Here is a 17,583-nt window from a genome sequence, read left to right as displayed (position 1 = left end):
TGAAAGCGGTTTGGGCTGAACATCTTCTGAAATGCACCCTTGAGTCTTTTGCTGAAGTATTTGTAGGCAACAGCGGTTCAGGCCGTTATCCTGATAAGTTGGGGGCCAACCGCCTCAAACAGAGTGGAACCGCGCTAAAGCGTCTCTGTCATTTGACAGAGACGCTTTTTCTATTTTAAAACAATGAATTCTGATCGTATTAGTTGGATTTATACGCAAAATGGATAAAATGAAAGGAGTGAATGGTGTGTTCAAAAGGATTCGTGAAGATATTGATACTGTTTTTGATCAGGATCCCGCAGCCCGTTCTTCTTTTGAAATCATTCTGACTTATTCCGGGCTCCATGCGATATGGGCATATCGGATAGCCCATTGGTTTTATAAGCGAAAAATGTTTTTTATTGCCCGGGCAATATCTCAGATTGCTAAAGTGCTGACGGGGATCGAAATCCATCCTGCAGCTAAGATCGGGCGCCGCTTCTTCATTGATCATGGAATGGGTGTGGTCATCGGAGAGACATGCGAAATTGGTAATAATGTGACGGTATTTCAAGGGGTTACCCTTGGCGGGACTGGTAAAGAAAAAGGGAAGCGTCATCCGACACTTGAAGATAATGTACTGATTGCAACAGGTGCGAAAGTGCTCGGATCGATTATTGTTGGAGAAAATTCCAAAGTAGGTGCAGGTTCAGTCGTTTTAAAAGATGTACCCGCCAACTCAACAGTTGTCGGAATTCCGGGTAAAGTCGTGATCAGAGACGGCAAGAAAGTCCGCAGAGATCTGGATCATCAGGATATGCCAGACCCGATCTGGGAACGGATTCGAACACTTGAAACAGAACTGGCATTTGTGAAAGACCAGCTGAAGAAAGAACGCGAAAGGAGCTCACAACCATGAGCATTCAAATGTATAACACTGTAACAAGACAGAAAGAACCATTTAAACCAATTGAAGAAGGTAAGGTTTCGATGTATGTATGCGGACCAACCGTCTATAACTATATTCATATCGGGAATGCGCGTCCGCCGATCGTATTTGATACGGTACGCCGCCACTTGGAATACAGAGGGTACGACGTCAATTATGTCTCCAACTTTACAGATGTGGATGACAAACTGATCCGCGCAGCGAATGAGCTTGGTGAAGAAGTGCCTGCAGTCGCAGAGAGATTTATCGAAGCTTATTTTGAAGATGTTGGTGCGCTTGGGTGTGCACGTGGAACAGCTCACCCCCGTGTAACGGAAAACATTGAACTGATTGTAGAATTTATCCAGTCTTTGATTGAGAAGGATTTTGCTTATGAATCAGGTGGGGATGTTTACTACCGCACAAGAAAGTTTGATGGATATGGTAAGCTTTCTCACCAGTCGATTGATGAACTTCGGATTGGTGCAAGAATCGAATCAGATGAGCGTAAAGAAGATGAACTGGACTTCGTTTTATGGAAAGCGGCGAAAGAAGGGGAAATCTCATGGGAAAGTCCATGGGGACAGGGGCGTCCGGGTTGGCATATTGAATGCTCAGCGATGGCGAGAAAATATCTTGGGGATACAATTGATATCCATGCAGGCGGACAGGACCTGGCTTTTCCTCACCACGAAAATGAAATTGCCCAGTCAGAGGCATTAACGGGTAAAACGTTTGCGAATTACTGGCTCCATAACGGCTATATCAATATCGATAATGAAAAAATGTCGAAGTCACTCGGCAACTTTGTACTTGTGCATGACATTTTAAAAGAAGCGGATCCGCAGGTATTGCGATTCTTCATGTTGTCTGTCCATTACCGTCATCCGATTAACTATAATCGTGAGCTGCTCGAAGCTGCCGGAGCGGGACTTGACCGAATCCGTACTGCATATGAAAATCTGAAGCACCGCAAAAATGCCAGCTCAGGTTTAACTGACAATGATGCAGAGTGGATTGAGAGAGTAACTGCTAAGAAAGAAACGTTTATCAAAGAGATGGATGATGATTTCAATACAGCGAATGCGATCTCTGTATTATTCGATCTTTCAAGTGAAGCCAACCTTTATTTAAGAGAGAAGAATACATCTCCGGAAGTAATTGATGTATTTACTGATACATTGAAAGAACTTTCAGGGGTTCTTGGTATAGAGATGAAAGAGCAGGAAATGCTTGATGAAGAGATTGATGAATTAATCCGGAAGCGCGAAGCAGCACGGAAGGACCGTGATTTTGCTACGGCGGATGCGATTCGTGACCAGTTAAAAGAAATGAATATTATTCTTGAGGATACAAAGCAGGGTATCCGCTGGAGAAGAGGATAACAATGGATTATTCACCTCCACTGGACCCTAAACAGTTAAATGCATTAGCGCTTGCTTATATGGGGGATGGGGTCTATGAACAATACGTCAGACACCATCTTCTCGTGACGGGCACAATCCGCCCGAATGCACTGCAGCGTGAAGCGATCCGTTATGTGTCGGCAAAAGCCCAGGCTTCAGTATTGCATAAGATGTTTGCTGAGGAGTTGTTTTCTGAAGAAGAAATGGCGATTATCCGTCGTGGTCGCAATGCGAAATCCGGCAGTATTCCAAAAAATACGGATGTGGCAACCTATCGTTACAGTACAGCATTTGAAGCTGTGATTGGTTACTTATATTTAACAGAGAATAAAGAACGGATGGAACAAATTATATTGAAAGCCATTTCCATGATTGTGGAAGAGCAGAAAGGAGCCGGACAATGAGTGAAGAATTTATTGGCGGAAAGAATCCAGTGCTCGAGGCGCTGAGAGCTGGAAGGGAAATTAATAAAATCTGGATCGGTGAAGGTTCTCAAAAAGGGCAGATGCAGCAGGTGATTCAACTGGCCAAAGAAGCGAATGTACTCGTTCAGTTCGTACCGAAAAAGAAAATAGATCAGTTATTAGATGGGCAGCACCAGGGTGTAGTTGCATCAATTGCAGCGTATGAGTATTCGGAAATTGAAGATGTTTTCTCTTTTGCTGAAAAGAAGGGTGAAGATCCTTTCGTGCTGATTTTGGACGAGCTTGAAGATCCGCACAACCTCGGTTCAATTATGAGAACAGCCGATGCGGTTGGTGTGCATGGGATTATCATTCCGAAAAGACGCGCAGTCGGGCTTACAGCAACAGTAGCAAAAGCATCTACTGGTGCAATCGAGCACGTGCCGGTTGTGCGTGTAACGAACCTTTCGCGTACGCTTGATGAGTTGAAGGATAAAGGGTTATGGATTGCTGGAACTGACGCCAAAGGCAGTGAAGACTACCGGCGTTTTGACGGTACCATGCCTGTTGGTCTGATCATCGGCAGTGAAGGTAAAGGGATGAGCAGAATCTTACGGGAGAAGTGCGACTTTCTCATCCACTTACCAATGACCGGTCATGTGACTTCGCTGAATGCATCCGTTGCGGCAAGTATCTTAATGTATGAAATTTACCGTCGCCGTCATCCGCTGGAAGGATGACGGCGAATGAAAAACGTATTGCTCGTCGATGGCTATAACATCATTGGAGCATGGCCTGAGCTGACCGAATTAAAAAGCCACGACCTTGGTTCTGCACGTGACAGGCTGATCGAAATGATGGCGGATTACCAGGGTTACACGGGGCAACGCGTAATAATTGTTTTTGATGCGCAGTTTGTCGAAGGCATGTCTAAGAAAATGTATAACTACCGCGTGGAGATTATCTTTACGCGGAAAAATGAAACAGCTGATGAGCGGATCGAGAAACTTGCAATTGAACTGAATGACATACGGACCCAGGTCATCGTAGCGACGAGTGACTTTACGGAGCAGTGGGCTATTTTCGGCCAGGGAGCACTCAGAAAGTCAGCCCGCGAACTTTTAATTGAAATGAATCAGATTGAAAAGAAAATTTCTAAAAGAATTGAAAAAAACCAGTCAGACCGCCCTGTATCGAAGATTCCGATCAGTGATGAAATCGCCGAAATATTCGAAAAATGGAGACGCGGAAGCAAATGAGTGGTTGACGCTTAAAAATTCTGTAAAGTATAATATTTCTATCTATTTGTTTCACAGAGTCGGGGGGATCCATTTGAACGCACATACTCACGCGCCGGAACGGAACTTATTCAGCGGAATGGAAGACGACAAAATCATTGAACAGATCCACAGTGGTAACAGTGATGCGCTTGATTTTCTCATCAACAAGTATCGTCACTTTGTCAGAGTAAAAGCCCGTTCTTATTTTCTGATCGGTGCTGACAAGGAGGATATTATTCAGGAAGGAATGATTGGCCTTTATAAGGCGATACGGGATTATAAAGGTGATAAGCTTACTTCCTTCAAAGCATTTGCTGAGCTGTGTATTACCCGCCAGATTATCACTGCGATTAAAACAGCAACCCGCCAAAAACATATTCCACTCAACTCCTATGTTTCATTGGATAAGCCGATGCATGATGAGGAATCAGACAGGACGCTGATGGATATGATCTCACCGGCTAAGCCGACAGATCCGGAAGCACTGGTGATTCACCGGGAGGAATTCAGTAAGATCGAAAGCAAGGTGGCAGAATTGCTCAGTGATCTTGAAAGACAAGTGCTGTCTCTCTACCTGGATGGTCAATCTTATCAGGAAATCTCTGAAGAATTGGACCGTCACGTAAAATCAATTGATAACGCACTCCAGCGCGTGAAAAGAAAATTAGAACGCTATCTGGAGGCACGGGAATTGACTTTCTGACGTGAATGCTATATTGACATGGTTTCCAATGAGTGTTATTTTTTAAAGGATGTACATCCTGAAAAGGAATGAACAATATGACGACAAAAACGATTCTTGCCTGTACAGATTGCGGTTCCCGTAATTACTCGGTTCCTTCAAATGCAAACAGGCAGACCGATAGATTAGAAGTTAAAAAGTTTTGCCGCTACTGTAACGCCCATACTGTCCACAAGCAGACGGTATGATGGCCTGTCCCTGGCAGGCTGTTTGAAATAACACTGGTTGGAGGGTACGTCACCATGAGTAAAATCAGCAACTTCTTTCGTAATGTTGCTTCAGAAATGCGCAAGGTCAGCTGGCCGCGACGTAAAGAACTAACAAAATATACTGTTACAGTTTTATCGACAGTCATTTTTGTTGCAGTATTCTTTTTCGTTGTAGATATGGGCATTGATGCGATTATTAACTGGATTTTATAATCGCCTTTCCTTTCGCACCTGATCAACATTTCGTGTACAATAGCAGAAGACACGTAAAAGCCCGTATAACGGGTTTTTTCATTGTTTAAAACGATTTTGGCAGATAAGATGACAGTCAGATAGATGCGTTCAAATGAAAACAGGCAAGTGCCTTAAAAGAGGAGGAATTCCTTCGTGGAAAAGAATTGGTATGTAGTTCACACATATTCCGGTTATGAGAATAAGGTGAAAATGAACTTGGAAAAACGAGTTGAGACAATGGGAATGCAGGATAAGATATTCCGCGTTGTCGTGCCGGAAGAGGAAGAAACTGAAGTCAAAGATGGTAAAGTGAAAACGGTAAAGCGTAAAACATTCCCTGGTTATGTACTTGTAGAAATCGTCATGACTGATGATTCATGGTACGTCGTACGTAATACGCCGGGCGTAACCGGCTTTGTCGGGTCATCAGGCGGTGGCGCAAAGCCAACACCACTTTTACCGGAAGAGGTAACGCAGCTGCTCAAACAAATGGGCATGCAGGAACGCACAATGGACGTGGACTTCGAACTTGGTGAAAACGTAACGGTTAATGAAGGACCATTCGCTAACTTTGCCGGCGTGATCGAAGACATCGACGCAGATAAAGGGAAAGTAAAAGTACTTGTAAACATGTTCGGCCGTGAAACACCAGTTGAACTTGAGTTCACACAAATTACGAAGCTTGATTAGTAAAAATTAAAGTAGATTTTCTTTGGTAGCGGGACTGTTTTTTCGTAACTCAGCTGAACCTCTTTCGGGAGGGCGGAGTAGATAAGGGACGTTACTACTCACGAAAACATGTTTGATTGAGAGATTCTATAAAACCTATAGTTGTTTTTGCGCAGCTGATGATCGTAGCGTAAGGCGGCGACTCCTGTGGCAGGAAGGGACAGATGAGACAATCATGGCAAAGCCTGATGGCTCAGCGCCCGGCCACGGAAAGCGTCCGCCTGAAGTGGAGATCATCAGCCAAATTTACAGACCAGCACTAAAAGAAAACCCGCTTATTTAACGAATTTCCTTAAAATATAAAAAGAACGTCTTGAATTATGATTTGAAAGATGGTAACATCTTTTAAGTCAGTATGTCTCAATAGAGAGACTGAACTAACATTTTATATTCTTTATATAAAAGAATCAGTTTTGAGTGGGAGGGCAAAAACAACCGCCCTATTACCACATCACGGACTTAAGGAGGTGTGTCTCGTGGCTAAAAAAGTTATTAAAATGGTAAAGCTTCAAATCCCTGCTGGGAAAGCTAATCCAGCTCCGCCGGTAGGTCCTGCATTGGGTCAGGCTGGTGTAAACATTATGGGATTCTGTAAAGAGTTCAACGCTCGTACAGCTGATCAAGCTGGTCTTATCATCCCTGTTGAAATTACGGTTTTTGAAGACCGTTCATTTACATTCGTTACTAAAACTCCGCCAGCTGCAGTTCTACTTAAGAAAGCAGCAGGAATCGAGTCAGGTTCTGGTGAACCAAACCGCAACAAAGTAGCGGCTGTCAAACGTGACAAGGTACGTGAAATCGCGGAAACAAAAATGCCTGATCTAAACGCAGCTGATGTTGAATCAGCAATGCGCATGGTTGAAGGTACTGCTCGAAGCATGGGGATTACGATTGAAGACTAATTGATTGTTTGTCTTGGACAGGGTTGCGAAGCTGAAGAACTTTCACTCGCAACCCTTATTCGTGGGAGGTTATTCCGCTAAAACCACATTAGGAGGAACTTATAATGGCTAACAAAGGTAAAAAGTATCAAGAAGCTGCAAAGCTTGTTGACCGCTCTGTAAACTACACAGCAACTGAAGCAATTGAGCTTGCGCAAAAGACAAGCACTGTAAAATTCGATGCAACGGTGGAAGCAGCATTCCGTCTTGGTATCGACACTCGTAAAAACGATCAGCAGATCCGTGGAGCAGTTGTACTGCCAAACGGAACTGGTAAAACGCAAAGCGTTCTTGTTTTCGCTAAAGGCGAAAAAGCAAAAGAAGCTGAAGCGGCTGGCGCAGACTACGTTGGAGAAGGCGACCTTGTTCAAAAGATTCAAGGCGGCTGGTTTGATTTTGACGTAATCGTTGCAACACCTGACATGATGGGTGAAGTTGGTAAACTAGGACGAGTTCTGGGACCAAAAGGCCTTATGCCAAACCCTAAAACAGGCACAGTTACATTTGATGTTGAAAAAGCTGTTAATGAAATCAAGGCTGGTAAAGTTGAATACCGTGCTGAAAAGTCTGGTATCATTCACGTGCCAATCGGTAAAGTTTCATTTGACCAGGAAAAGCTTGTTGAAAACTTCAATGCAATTTTTGATGTTGTTCAGAAAGCTAAGCCATCTTCATCTAAGGGAACTTACATGAAGTCAGTAGCAGTAACAACTACTATGGGCCCTGGAATCAAAGTTGACCCATCATCTGTAACAGTAAAAAAATAATTCTTGAATTTTATTGACACAATATGAGAATGTCTGATATGATGTTCTCTGTTGTGAAATTATATATTCATTTGTACCGTAGACAGCAGGTGTCTGTAAGACTTAATTTCCTGCCGAGGTCATGACGATTAAAAGGATTCTCTTTTACTTGAAATGATACGCCTCTATGTCTACTTTCCGGCATAGAGGCTTTTTAGTGATCGGAACGGTATAGGTGACGCCTACAGCAAATAATACAGGAGGTGTTAGGATGAGCAGTATTATCGAGCAAAAGAAACAGCTTGTTACAGAAATCCAGGAAAAACTTCAATCAAGCGCAGCATCTGTGATTGTTGATTACCGCGGACTATCTGTTTCAGAAGTAACTGAGCTTCGTAAACAGCTTCGTGAAGCAGGCGTTGAGTTCAAGGTATACAAAAACTCAATGACTCGCCGTGCGGCAGAAGCTGCTGGTCTTGAAGGTCTTGATGAAAGCCTTACAGGTCCTAATGCAATTGCATTTTCTTCTGAAGATGTTGTTGCACCAGCGAAGATTCTTAACAACTTTGCGAAAGAGCACGAAGCACTTGAACTTAAAGCGGGTGTGATCGAAGGATCTGTTGCTTCACTTGAACAAGTGAAAGCTCTTGCGGAACTTCCATCACGCGAAGGTCTACTTTCAATGCTTGCAAACGTTCTTTCAGCGCCTATGCGCGGATTCGCAATTGCAACTCAAGCGGTTGCAGATCAAAAAGAAGAACAGGGCGCTTAATTCCCTGTTAACCGGATAGCAATATCCAACCCAAACAAAAACATTCCACGAGGAGGAACTATATCATGACTAAAGAACAAATGATCGACGCAATCAAAGAAATGACAGTTCTTGAACTTAACGACCTAGTAAAAGCAATCGAAGAAGAATTCGGCGTATCTGCTGCTGCTCCTGTAGCTGTAGCTGGTGGCGGAGCTGGAGAAGCTGCTGCTGAACAATCTGAATTCGATGTTGTTCTTACTGAAGCTGGAGCTCAGAAGATCAAGGTTATCAAAGTGGTTCGTGAAATCACTGGTCTTGGCCTGAAAGAAGCTAAAGAAATGGTAGACAACACGCCTAAAGCTGTTAAAGAAGGCGCTTCTAAGGAAGAAGCTGAAGAGCTTAAAGCTAAGCTTGAAGAAGTTGGCGCTGGCGTAGAAGTTAAGTAATTTTGTCCTAAGAGAAAGTCCGCTTGAAATATAGCGGGCTTTTTTTATCGAAAAAGAAGAAGGGTGGGGTGGTCGCGATGTCGGATCATTATTACTCAAAGAAGCCTGGAGTTGACAGTAACCCTAATTGGTGGGATTTCACACTCCGCGGGCACAAACTTAAATTTAAAACTGATCATGGTGTGTTTTCAAAAAAAGAAGTAGATTTCGGTTCAAGGGTGCTAATTGAAGCGTTCGAAGAGCCGGTGGTTGACGGTCCGGTACTGGATGTCGGCTGTGGCTACGGTCCAATTGGTTTATCACTGGCTAAAAGTATGCCTGGCAGAAACATTCAAATGGTAGATGTGAATGAACGGGCGCTTGAATTAGCAAAAGAAAATGCGGAGCAGAATCAAATTCGCAATATCTCAATTTATGAAAGTGATTGCCTTGATCAGGTGGAAGAGCAGTCTTTTGCCGGGATTTTGACAAACCCGCCGATCCGGGCTGGCAAAAAAACTGTTCACCGCATATTAGAGCAGAGCGCCGGTAAGCTTGTTTCCGGCGGTGAGCTTTGGGTTGTCATTCAAAAGAAGCAGGGAGCGCCGTCTGCTAAAGCAAAGCTTGAAGAAATGTTTTCGAGTGTGGAAGTTGCAGACAAGAAAAAAGGCTACTTCATCTTCAGAGCAAAAAAGGATTGACCGCCCAAAACGGTTGTGTTACTATTATAAGATGTAAAAATATTAATATCAGTAAGTATGTCCATTTTGTATAAATGGATTGTCCTTTGGGTAATAATGGTTTAAATAAAGTTTTAAAGAATAGAAAATGTGGAGATTTCCCGTTTTCTATTTGTGTTATGTTCGTTTTTTCTTTTTACGAGATTAGCGGACGCTAAAATGCTTGATTTGAGGGGTGAATCAGTTGACAGGTCAACTAGTTCAGTATGGACGACACCGCCAGCGCAGAAGCTATGCGCGTATTAGTGAGGTGCTGGATTTACCGAATCTGATAGAGATTCAGACAGCTTCTTACGACTGGTTTTTAGAAGAAGGACTTCGCGAAATGTTCCGCGATATTTCGCCGATCGAAGATTTTACAGGAAACTTGTCACTTGAGTTTATTGATTACAGCCTTGGTGAGCCTAAGTATTCTGTAGACGAATCAAAGGAGCGTGACGTTACTTATTCTGCGCCGCTGCGTGTAAAAGTTCGTCTATTGAATAAAGAAACCGGCGAAGTAAAAGACCAGGATGTATTTATGGGAGACTTCCCGCTGATGACAGAAACAGGCACATTCATCATTAATGGTGCAGAGCGTGTTATTGTTTCTCAGCTTGTGCGTTCTCCAAGTGTCTATTTCCATGGTAAAATGGATAAAAACGGTAAGAAAGGCTTTGGTGCAACGGTTATTCCTAACCGTGGTGCGTGGCTTGAATATGAGACAGATGCTAAAGACGTCGTACACGTTCGTATAGATCGTACACGAAAGCTTCCTGCGACTGTATTGCTGCGTGCACTTGGTTTTGGTTCGGATCAGGAAATTATTGATCTGATCGGAGACAATGAGTACATCCGCAATACGTTAGAAAAAGACAATACCGAAACTGTTGAAAAAGCGTTATTGGAAATCTATGAGCGTCTGCGTCCGGGTGAACCACCGACAGTAGAAAATGCTAAGAGCCTTCTGCAGTCTCGTTTCTTTGACCCTAAGCGTTATGATCTGGCTAATGTAGGCCGTTATAAAATGAATAAAAAGCTTCATATTAAGAATCGTCTTTTCGGACAAGTACTAGCTGAAACGTTGGCTGATCCTGAAACCGGTGAAATTTTGGCCGAAAAAGGAACGCTGCTTGACCGCCGAAACCTGGATAAGCTGATCCCTAACCTTGAAAACGGCGTAGGTTTCATTACTTTTAACCATGTAGGTGGAGTTGTTGAAGAAGACTTAACACTTCAGACGATTAAAATTCAAGTGCCTAACTCTGAAGAGGGTCAGGAAATCAATGTAATCAGCAATGCTTATGTTGATGACAGTGTGAAGAATATTACAATTGCTGATATTGTGTCTTCGGTCAGCTATTTCTTCAACCTGCTTCATGGCGTTGGATTGACTGATGATATTGACCACCTTGGTAACCGCCGACTGCGTTCGGTAGGGGAGCTTCTGCAAAACCAGTTCCGAATTGGTTTGTCACGTATGGAGCGTGTGGTTCGTGAAAGAATGTCAATTCAGGATACGAATACAATCACGCCTCAACAGCTGATTAACATTCGTCCTGTTATTGCTTCTATTAAAGAATTCTTTGGTAGTTCTCAGCTTTCACAGTTCATGGATCAGACAAACCCACTTGCAGAATTGACGCACAAACGTCGACTGTCTGCACTTGGACCCGGTGGTTTAACACGTGAACGTGCTGGCTTTGAAGTACGTGATGTTCACTACTCTCACTATGGCCGTATGTGTCCGATTGAAACACCTGAGGGTCCGAATATCGGGCTGATCAACTCACTGTCCAGCTTTGCAAAGGTTAACCGCTTTGGCTTTATTGAAACGCCATATCGCCGTGTTGACCCTGAAACTGGAAAAGTGACAGAGCAAATTGATTATCTGACAGCAGATGAAGAAGACAACTATGTAGTGGCGCAGGCGAATGCCCGTCTTGATGATGATGGTTCATTCCTTGATGAAGAAGTTGTTTCCCGTTTCCGCGGTGAAAACACAGTCTTCAAGCGTGACCGCATTGACTACATGGATGTATCTCCTAAGCAGGTAGTATCTGCTGCGACAGCATGCATTCCGTTCCTTGAAAACGATGACTCGAACCGTGCGTTAATGGGAGCAAACATGCAGCGTCAGGCAGTTCCGCTTATGAATCCGGAAGCGCCATTTGTAGGTACAGGAATGGAGCACGTTTCTGCGAAGGACTCAGGGGCTGCTGTTATTAACAAGCATGAAGGAATCGTCGAGCGCGTACAGGCAAATCAGATTTGGGTGCGCCGCTTAACAGATGTTGACGGTAAAGAAACTGAAGGCGACCTTGATAAATACAAACTGCAAAAATTCATCCGATCTAACCAGGGTACATGTTACAACCAGCGTCCAATCGTTGCTGTAGGTGACCGTGTTGATGTAGGTGAAATTCTTGCAGACGGACCATCAATGGAAGCAGGAGAGCTTGCGCTTGGTCGTAACGTTCTTGTTGGTTTCATGACGTGGGACGGTTTTAACTACGAGGATGCTGTAATCATGAGTGAGCGCCTTGTAAAAGATGATGTATATACTTCTATTCATATTGAAGAATATGAATCAGAATCACGTGATACAAAGCTTGGACCTGAAGAGATCACACGTGATATTCCAAACGTCGGTGAAGATGCACTGCGTCACCTCGACGACCGCGGAATCATTCGCGTGGGTGCTGAAGTAAAAGATGGAGATATTCTGGTTGGTAAAGTAACGCCTAAAGGTGTAACTGAACTGACTGCTGAAGAGCGTCTGCTTCATGCAATCTTCGGTGAAAAAGCACGTGAAGTTCGTGATACGTCACTTCGTGTACCACACGGAGCAGGCGGAATCATCCTTGATGTGAAAATCTTCAACCGTGAAGATGGCGATGAGCTGCCTCCTGGTGTGAATCAGCTGGTACGTTGTTATATCGTACAGAAGAGAAAGATCTCTGTAGGTGACAAAATGGCCGGACGTCACGGTAACAAAGGTGTTATCTCACGTATATTGCCAGAAGAAGATATGCCGTATCTTCCAGACGGCACACCAATTGACATCATGTTAAACCCACTTGGTGTACCATCCCGTATGAACATCGGTCAGGTTCTTGAGATGCACATGGGAATGGCTGCCCGCGCAATGGGTATTCATATTGCTACACCGGTATTTGATGGTGCCAATGAGGAAGACGTTTGGGAAACAATCGAAGAATCAGGTATGTCGCGTGATGGTAAGACGGTCCTTTATGATGGAAGAACCGGCGATCCATTCGACAACCGTGTATCAGTTGGGGTTATGTATATGATCAAACTGGCACACATGGTTGATGATAAGCTTCACGCACGTTCAACAGGACCATACTCACTTGTTACACAGCAGCCACTGGGCGGTAAAGCACAGTTCGGCGGACAGCGTTTCGGTGAAATGGAAGTTTGGGCACTTGAAGCATATGGTGCCGCATATACACTTCAGGAAATTTTAACTGTCAAATCAGATGACGTAGTCGGACGTGTAAAAACGTACGAAGCGATTGTTAAAGGTGACAGCGTTCCGGAACCGGGCGTTCCTGAATCATTTAAAGTATTAATTAAAGAACTTCAGAGTCTTGGTATGGACGTTAAGATGCTATCAATCGACGATGAAGAAATCGAAATGCGCGACCTCGATGACGATGACGACATCCATCAGGCTGATGCATTAAACATTGCGCCGGAAACAGAAAGTAAAACTTCTGAAACTGTCGGCACAAAGGAATAATTGTGACACCGGGAATCGACAATAGGGTGAAACCTTTAAACGAAAAGGGAGGTAGGCTCCTTGATAGATGTTAATAACTTTGAATATATGAAAATTGGTTTGGCCTCACCTGACAAGATCCGTTCTTGGTCATTTGGTGAAGTAAAGAAGCCTGAAACGATCAACTATCGTACACTGAAGCCTGAAAAAGACGGTCTTTTCTGCGAGCGAATCTTCGGCCCGCAAAAAGACTGGGAGTGTCATTGCGGTAAATACAAACGCGTCCGTTACAAGGGCGTCGTTTGTGACCGCTGTGGTGTTGAAGTAACACGTGCGAAAGTCCGCCGTGAACGTATGGGTCATATCGAGCTTGCAGCACCTGTTTCTCACATCTGGTACTTCAAAGGCATTCCGAGCCGCATGGGACTTGTTCTTGACATGTCACCACGTGCGCTTGAGGAAGTCATTTACTTTGCTTCTTATGTAGTAACAGAAGCAGGAGACACTGCGCTTGAAAAGAAACAGCTTCTTTCTGAGAAGGAATACCGCGCGTACCGTGAAAAGTACAGTGGAAAATTCCAGGCTGCTATGGGAGCCGAAGCAATCCGCAAGCTTCTTCAGGACATCGATCTTGATAAAGAAGCGGAATCACTGAAAGAAGAATTAAAAACTGCACAGGGACAGCGACGCACAAGAGCGATCAAGCGTCTTGAAGTAGTGGAATCTTTCCGTAATTCAGGAAACCTTCCTGACTGGATGATTCTCGATGTATTACCTGTCATTCCGCCGGAAATTCGTCCGATGGTTCAGCTTGATGGTGGACGTTTCGCTACATCTGACCTGAACGACCTTTACCGCCGTGTGATTAACCGTAATAACCGTCTGAAGCGTCTGTTAGACCTTGGTGCACCAGGCATCATCGTTCAAAATGAAAAGCGTATGCTGCAGGAAGCTGTAGATGCGTTAATCGATAACGGTCGTCGCGGACGCCCTGTTACAGGACCGGGTAACCGTCCACTAAAATCTCTTTCTCATATGCTGAAAGGGAAGCAGGGACGTTTCCGTCAAAACCTTCTTGGTAAGCGTGTTGACTACTCAGGCCGTTCCGTTATCGTTGTTGGACCTAGCCTGAAAATGTATCAGTGCGGTCTGCCGAAGGAAATGGCGCTTGAACTGTTCAAGCCTTTTGTTATGAAAGAGCTTGTAGAACGTGGCCTTGCCCATAACATTAAGAGTGCGAAGCGTAAGATTGAACGTGTTCATGATGAAGTTTGGGACGTTCTCGAAGATGTAATTAAGGAGCATCCGGTTCTTCTTAACCGGGCACCTACACTTCACCGTCTTGGTATCCAGGCTTTCGAACCAACATTGGTTGAAGGTCGCGCGATCCGTCTTCACCCGCTCGTATGTACAGCTTATAACGCTGACTTTGACGGTGACCAAATGGCGGTTCACGTACCGCTGTCATCTGAAGCGCAGGCTGAAGCCCGTCTTCTTATGCTTGCTGCACAGAACATTCTTAATCCGAAAGACGGGAAACCAGTTGTTACACCGTCTCAGGATATGGTACTCGGTAACTACTACCTGACATTAGAGCGTACAAATGGCGTAGGTGAAGGTACAGTATTCCACAATGCGGATGAAGTCCTTCTTGCATACCAGAATGGATATGTTCACCTGCACACGCGTATTGCAATTTATGCAGGCGCAGTGAACAAGCCATCATTTACGGAAGAACAGAGTAAGAAACTTCTTCTGACAACAGTCGGGAAAGTCATCTTTAATGAAATTCTTCCTGTAGAGTTCCCTTACATTAACGAACCGACAATGGAGAACCTTGAGGTGAACACACCTGATAAATACTTCGTTGATCCAACTGTAGATGTAAAAGAACACTTTAAAAAAGCTGAACTGGTAACACCGTTTAAGAAAGGTTTCCTTGGAAGCATCATTGCTGAAGTCTTCAAGCGATTCCACTTAACGGATACATCCAGGATGCTTGATAGCATGAAAAACCTTGGATTTAAGCACTCAACCCGTGCAGGTATTACAATCGGTATCGCTGATATCGTGGTACTTCCTGAGAAGCAGGGAATCCTTGACGATGCACAATCAAAAGTTGATAAAGTTCAGAAGCAATTCCGTCGTGGTCTGATTACAGAAGAAGAGCGCTATGAACGCGTCATTTCTATCTGGTCAGCAGCGAAGGATATTATTCAGGACAAACTGATGCTGACACTTGACAGTCTGAATCCGATCTATATGATGAGTGATTCAGGTGCCCGTGGTAACGCATCTAACTTTACGCAGCTTGCCGGTATGCGTGGTCTGATGGCCAACCCGGCTGGACGAATCATTGAGCTTCCGATCAAGTCAAGTTTCCGTGAAGGTCTGACAGTACTTGAGTACTTCATCTCCACGCACGGTGCACGTAAAGGTCTTGCCGATACTGCACTGAAGACAGCCGATTCAGGTTACCTGACTCGTCGACTTGTTGACGTAGCACAGGATGTAATCGTCCGTGAAGAAGATTGCGGTACTGACCGTGGTCTTCGAGTAAGCTCACTAAAAGACGGCACAGAGGTAATCGAAGCGCTTGAAGAGCGTCTAGAAGGCCGTTATTCAAACCAGACAGTCAAGCATCCTAAGACAGGTGAAATCTTCGTTCAGCGCAATGAGCTGATTACAGAAGATATTGGCCGTCAGATCATTGAAGCTGGTATTGAAGAAGTGTCAATCCGATCTGCATTCACTTGTAACACGCGTCATGGCGTATGTGAGAAGTGTTATGGTAAAAACCTTGCGACTGGTGAAAAAGTTGAAGTCGGCGAAGCAGTCGGCATCATCGCAGCCCAGTCAATCGGTGAGCCGGGTACACAGCTTACAATGCGTACATTCCACACAGGTGGTGTAGCAGGAGACGATATCACACAAGGTCTTCCACGTATCCAGGAAATTTTCGAAGCCCGTAATCCGAAAGGTCAGGCTACGATTTCTGAAATTGACGGTGTGATTACTGAAATCACTGAAGGAAAAGACCGACAGCAGGATATTACAGTAAAAGGTGAAGTAGAAACGAAAACTTATTCTGCTCCTTATACTGCACGTGTGAAAGTGACGGTTGACGAAGTGATCGAACGCGGCCAGGTTCTGACAGAAGGTTCAATTGACCCTAAAGAACTGATCAAGGTGCGTGACGTTGCAGCCGTTCAGGAATATCTACTGAAAGAAGTACAAAAAGTATACCGTATGCAGGGTGTTGAAATCGGTGATAAACACGTTGAAGTAATGGTTCGCCAGATGCTTCGTAAAGTACGTGTCATTGAAGCTGGTGAAACAGAACTGCTGCCGGGATCTCTGCTTGATGTACATCAGTTCATGGAAGCAAACGCTCAGGTTCTGCTTGATGGTAAGCAACCGGCCACTGGTCGTCCGCTTATCCTGGGGATCACAAAAGCATCTCTTGAAACAGAGTCATTCCTTTCTGCTGCATCATTCCAGGAGACAACTCGTGTCCTGACAGACGCAGCAATTAAAGGGAAGCGTGATGAACTGCTTGGACTGAAAGAAAATGTTATTATCGGTAAACTTGTTCCAGCCGGAACAGGTATGCAGCGCTATCGTCAGGCTGAAATTGTGAGTGAAAAACGCCCGGAAGCAGAACCAGTTTCCGTGGAATAGTTTCAAGTCTGTGAAAGCATAAAAGGTGGCGCCTGAATGGCGTCACCTTTTTATCTGCTAGATATTAAATGAAGCTTAGTATTTTTTGTTTAATATCGTAAGTTGATTGTAGTGGGGACGGAGGCTCACCGCCCGGGGCATGAAAGCGCAGTCCTCCACGCAAATCAACGGTGGTTCCCGGATACTTGATGATGACCATCTATCTTTATAAAACATCAGGATAATTTACAAACTTTGTTGACAACCTATCGTTGAGATGATAATATATTCAAGGTTGCTACTAATTAACAACCTGTTACTTTGGAGGATATGATTATGTCTTATGAAAAAGTATCACAGGCTAAACACATCGTTGTAGGATCCAAGCAAGTCGTAAAGGCACTCAAAGCAGGGTCAGTCAGGGAAGTCATCGTTGCAGACGATGTCGACTCTCATGTTGTTGACCGGGTGCTACTCACCGCTGAAGAGATGAACGTAAACGTAACCCATGTGGATTCAATGAAGAAGCTGGGCAAAGCGTGCGGGATCGAGGTTGGTGCTGCTGCGGTAGCCATTACTATGTAAACATGTTTTTGCAGCAGAAGTTGCAAGGACTTTGTTTTTACCCTAAAATGAACCACCTGGATGTGTGGGCTTAAAATATTAAGGAAGGGAGGACATA

17 protein-coding genes and 2 other annotated features (1 of these 19 cut by a window edge) are annotated in these 17,583 nt (G+C 44.3%); all 17 genes read left to right on the top strand.

The genetic code is table 11. The annotated features are described in order from the left end of the window. Positions 1-150 (top strand) — a binding site (T-box leader) (it extends 64 nt beyond the left edge of the window). Between the two features lie 97 nt (positions 151-247). Continuing rightward, complete coding sequence (gene cysE, locus E2626_RS15485) at positions 248-898, top strand: serine O-acetyltransferase (protein WP_244094354.1); 651 nt, start codon at positions 248-250, stop codon at positions 896-898. Beyond that, positions 895-2,292, top strand: a complete 1,398-nt coding sequence (gene cysS, locus E2626_RS15480) for a cysteine--tRNA ligase (protein ID WP_134382797.1) — start codon at positions 895-897, stop codon at positions 2,290-2,292. The genes cysE and cysS overlap by 4 nt, the downstream gene beginning before the upstream one ends. Before the next feature lie 2 nt (positions 2,293-2,294). Beyond that, the gene (locus tag E2626_RS15475; protein WP_134382795.1) at positions 2,295-2,717 is read left to right on the top strand and encodes a Mini-ribonuclease 3; all 423 of its coding nucleotides are present in this window, start codon (positions 2,295-2,297) and stop codon (positions 2,715-2,717) included. After that, positions 2,714-3,457 (top strand): 23S rRNA (guanosine(2251)-2'-O)-methyltransferase RlmB, encoded by a 744-nt coding sequence (rlmB, locus tag E2626_RS15470; RefSeq protein WP_134382793.1) that lies wholly within the window; start codon positions 2,714-2,716, stop codon positions 3,455-3,457. Before E2626_RS15475 ends, rlmB begins: the two co-directional genes overlap by 4 nt. Positions 3,458-3,463: 6 nt before the next feature. After that, entirely contained in the window at positions 3,464-3,976 is a 513-nt protein-coding gene (locus E2626_RS15465) for an NYN domain-containing protein (RefSeq protein ID WP_134382791.1), read from the top strand. A gap of 73 nt (positions 3,977-4,049) precedes the next feature. Continuing rightward, a complete protein-coding gene (sigH, locus tag E2626_RS15460) occupies positions 4,050-4,700 on the top strand; it encodes an RNA polymerase sporulation sigma factor SigH (protein ID WP_424955143.1) in 651 nt (216 codons plus the stop codon). A 77-nt stretch (positions 4,701-4,777) separates the two neighbouring features. Then, the gene (gene rpmG / locus E2626_RS15455) at positions 4,778-4,927 is read left to right on the top strand and encodes a 50S ribosomal protein L33 (protein ID WP_134382787.1); all 150 of its coding nucleotides are present in this window, start codon (positions 4,778-4,780) and stop codon (positions 4,925-4,927) included. 54 nt (positions 4,928-4,981) lie between these two features. Beyond that, positions 4,982-5,161, top strand: a complete 180-nt coding sequence (secE, locus tag E2626_RS15450; protein WP_134382785.1) for a preprotein translocase subunit SecE — start codon at positions 4,982-4,984, stop codon at positions 5,159-5,161. 174 nt (positions 5,162-5,335) lie between these two features. After that, the gene (gene nusG / locus E2626_RS15445; protein ID WP_134382783.1) at positions 5,336-5,872 is read left to right on the top strand and encodes a transcription termination/antitermination protein NusG; all 537 of its coding nucleotides are present in this window, start codon (positions 5,336-5,338) and stop codon (positions 5,870-5,872) included. A 515-nt stretch (positions 5,873-6,387) separates the two neighbouring features. After that, the gene (rplK, locus tag E2626_RS15440; protein WP_166786850.1) at positions 6,388-6,813 is read left to right on the top strand and encodes a 50S ribosomal protein L11; all 426 of its coding nucleotides are present in this window, start codon (positions 6,388-6,390) and stop codon (positions 6,811-6,813) included. Positions 6,814-6,917: 104 nt separating this feature from the next. After that, a complete protein-coding gene (gene rplA / locus E2626_RS15435; protein WP_134382779.1) occupies positions 6,918-7,619 on the top strand; it encodes a 50S ribosomal protein L1 in 702 nt (233 codons plus the stop codon). 58 nt (positions 7,620-7,677) lie between these two features. Continuing rightward, positions 7,678-7,823 (top strand) — a sequence feature (ribosomal protein L10 leader region). 46 nt (positions 7,824-7,869) lie between these two features. Further along, the gene (gene rplJ / locus E2626_RS15430) at positions 7,870-8,370 is read left to right on the top strand and encodes a 50S ribosomal protein L10 (protein ID WP_134382777.1); all 501 of its coding nucleotides are present in this window, start codon (positions 7,870-7,872) and stop codon (positions 8,368-8,370) included. Between the two features lie 65 nt (positions 8,371-8,435). After that, positions 8,436-8,798, top strand: coding sequence for a 50S ribosomal protein L7/L12 (rplL, locus tag E2626_RS15425; RefSeq protein WP_134382775.1), 363 nt, complete (start codon positions 8,436-8,438; stop codon positions 8,796-8,798). A 77-nt stretch (positions 8,799-8,875) separates the two neighbouring features. Next, positions 8,876-9,478, top strand: coding sequence for a class I SAM-dependent methyltransferase (locus E2626_RS15420; protein WP_134382773.1), 603 nt, complete (start codon positions 8,876-8,878; stop codon positions 9,476-9,478). Positions 9,479-9,701: 223 nt separating this feature from the next. Further along, positions 9,702-13,262: a DNA-directed RNA polymerase subunit beta gene (gene rpoB / locus E2626_RS15415; RefSeq protein WP_134382771.1), complete on the top strand. Its 3,561-nt coding sequence runs from the start codon at positions 9,702-9,704 to the stop codon at positions 13,260-13,262. 60 nt (positions 13,263-13,322) lie between these two features. Then, on the top strand, positions 13,323-16,922 hold the full coding sequence (gene rpoC, locus E2626_RS15410; RefSeq protein ID WP_134382769.1) for a DNA-directed RNA polymerase subunit beta': 3,600 nt from the start codon (positions 13,323-13,325) through the stop codon (positions 16,920-16,922). A gap of 315 nt (positions 16,923-17,237) precedes the next feature. Then, positions 17,238-17,486, top strand: a complete 249-nt coding sequence (locus E2626_RS15405; RefSeq protein WP_039806264.1) for a 50S ribosomal protein L7ae-like protein — start codon at positions 17,238-17,240, stop codon at positions 17,484-17,486. Positions 17,487-17,583: the final 97 nt, after the last annotated feature.

The sequence above is a fragment of the Jeotgalibacillus salarius genome, from assembly GCF_004405125.1.
In the GTDB taxonomy this organism is placed as follows: Bacteria; Bacillota; Bacilli; order Bacillales; family Jeotgalibacillaceae; genus Jeotgalibacillus; species Jeotgalibacillus salarius.
The sequence above is the reverse complement of the archived record's forward strand: the minus strand, read 5'-3'. Positions and strand labels throughout refer to the sequence as shown.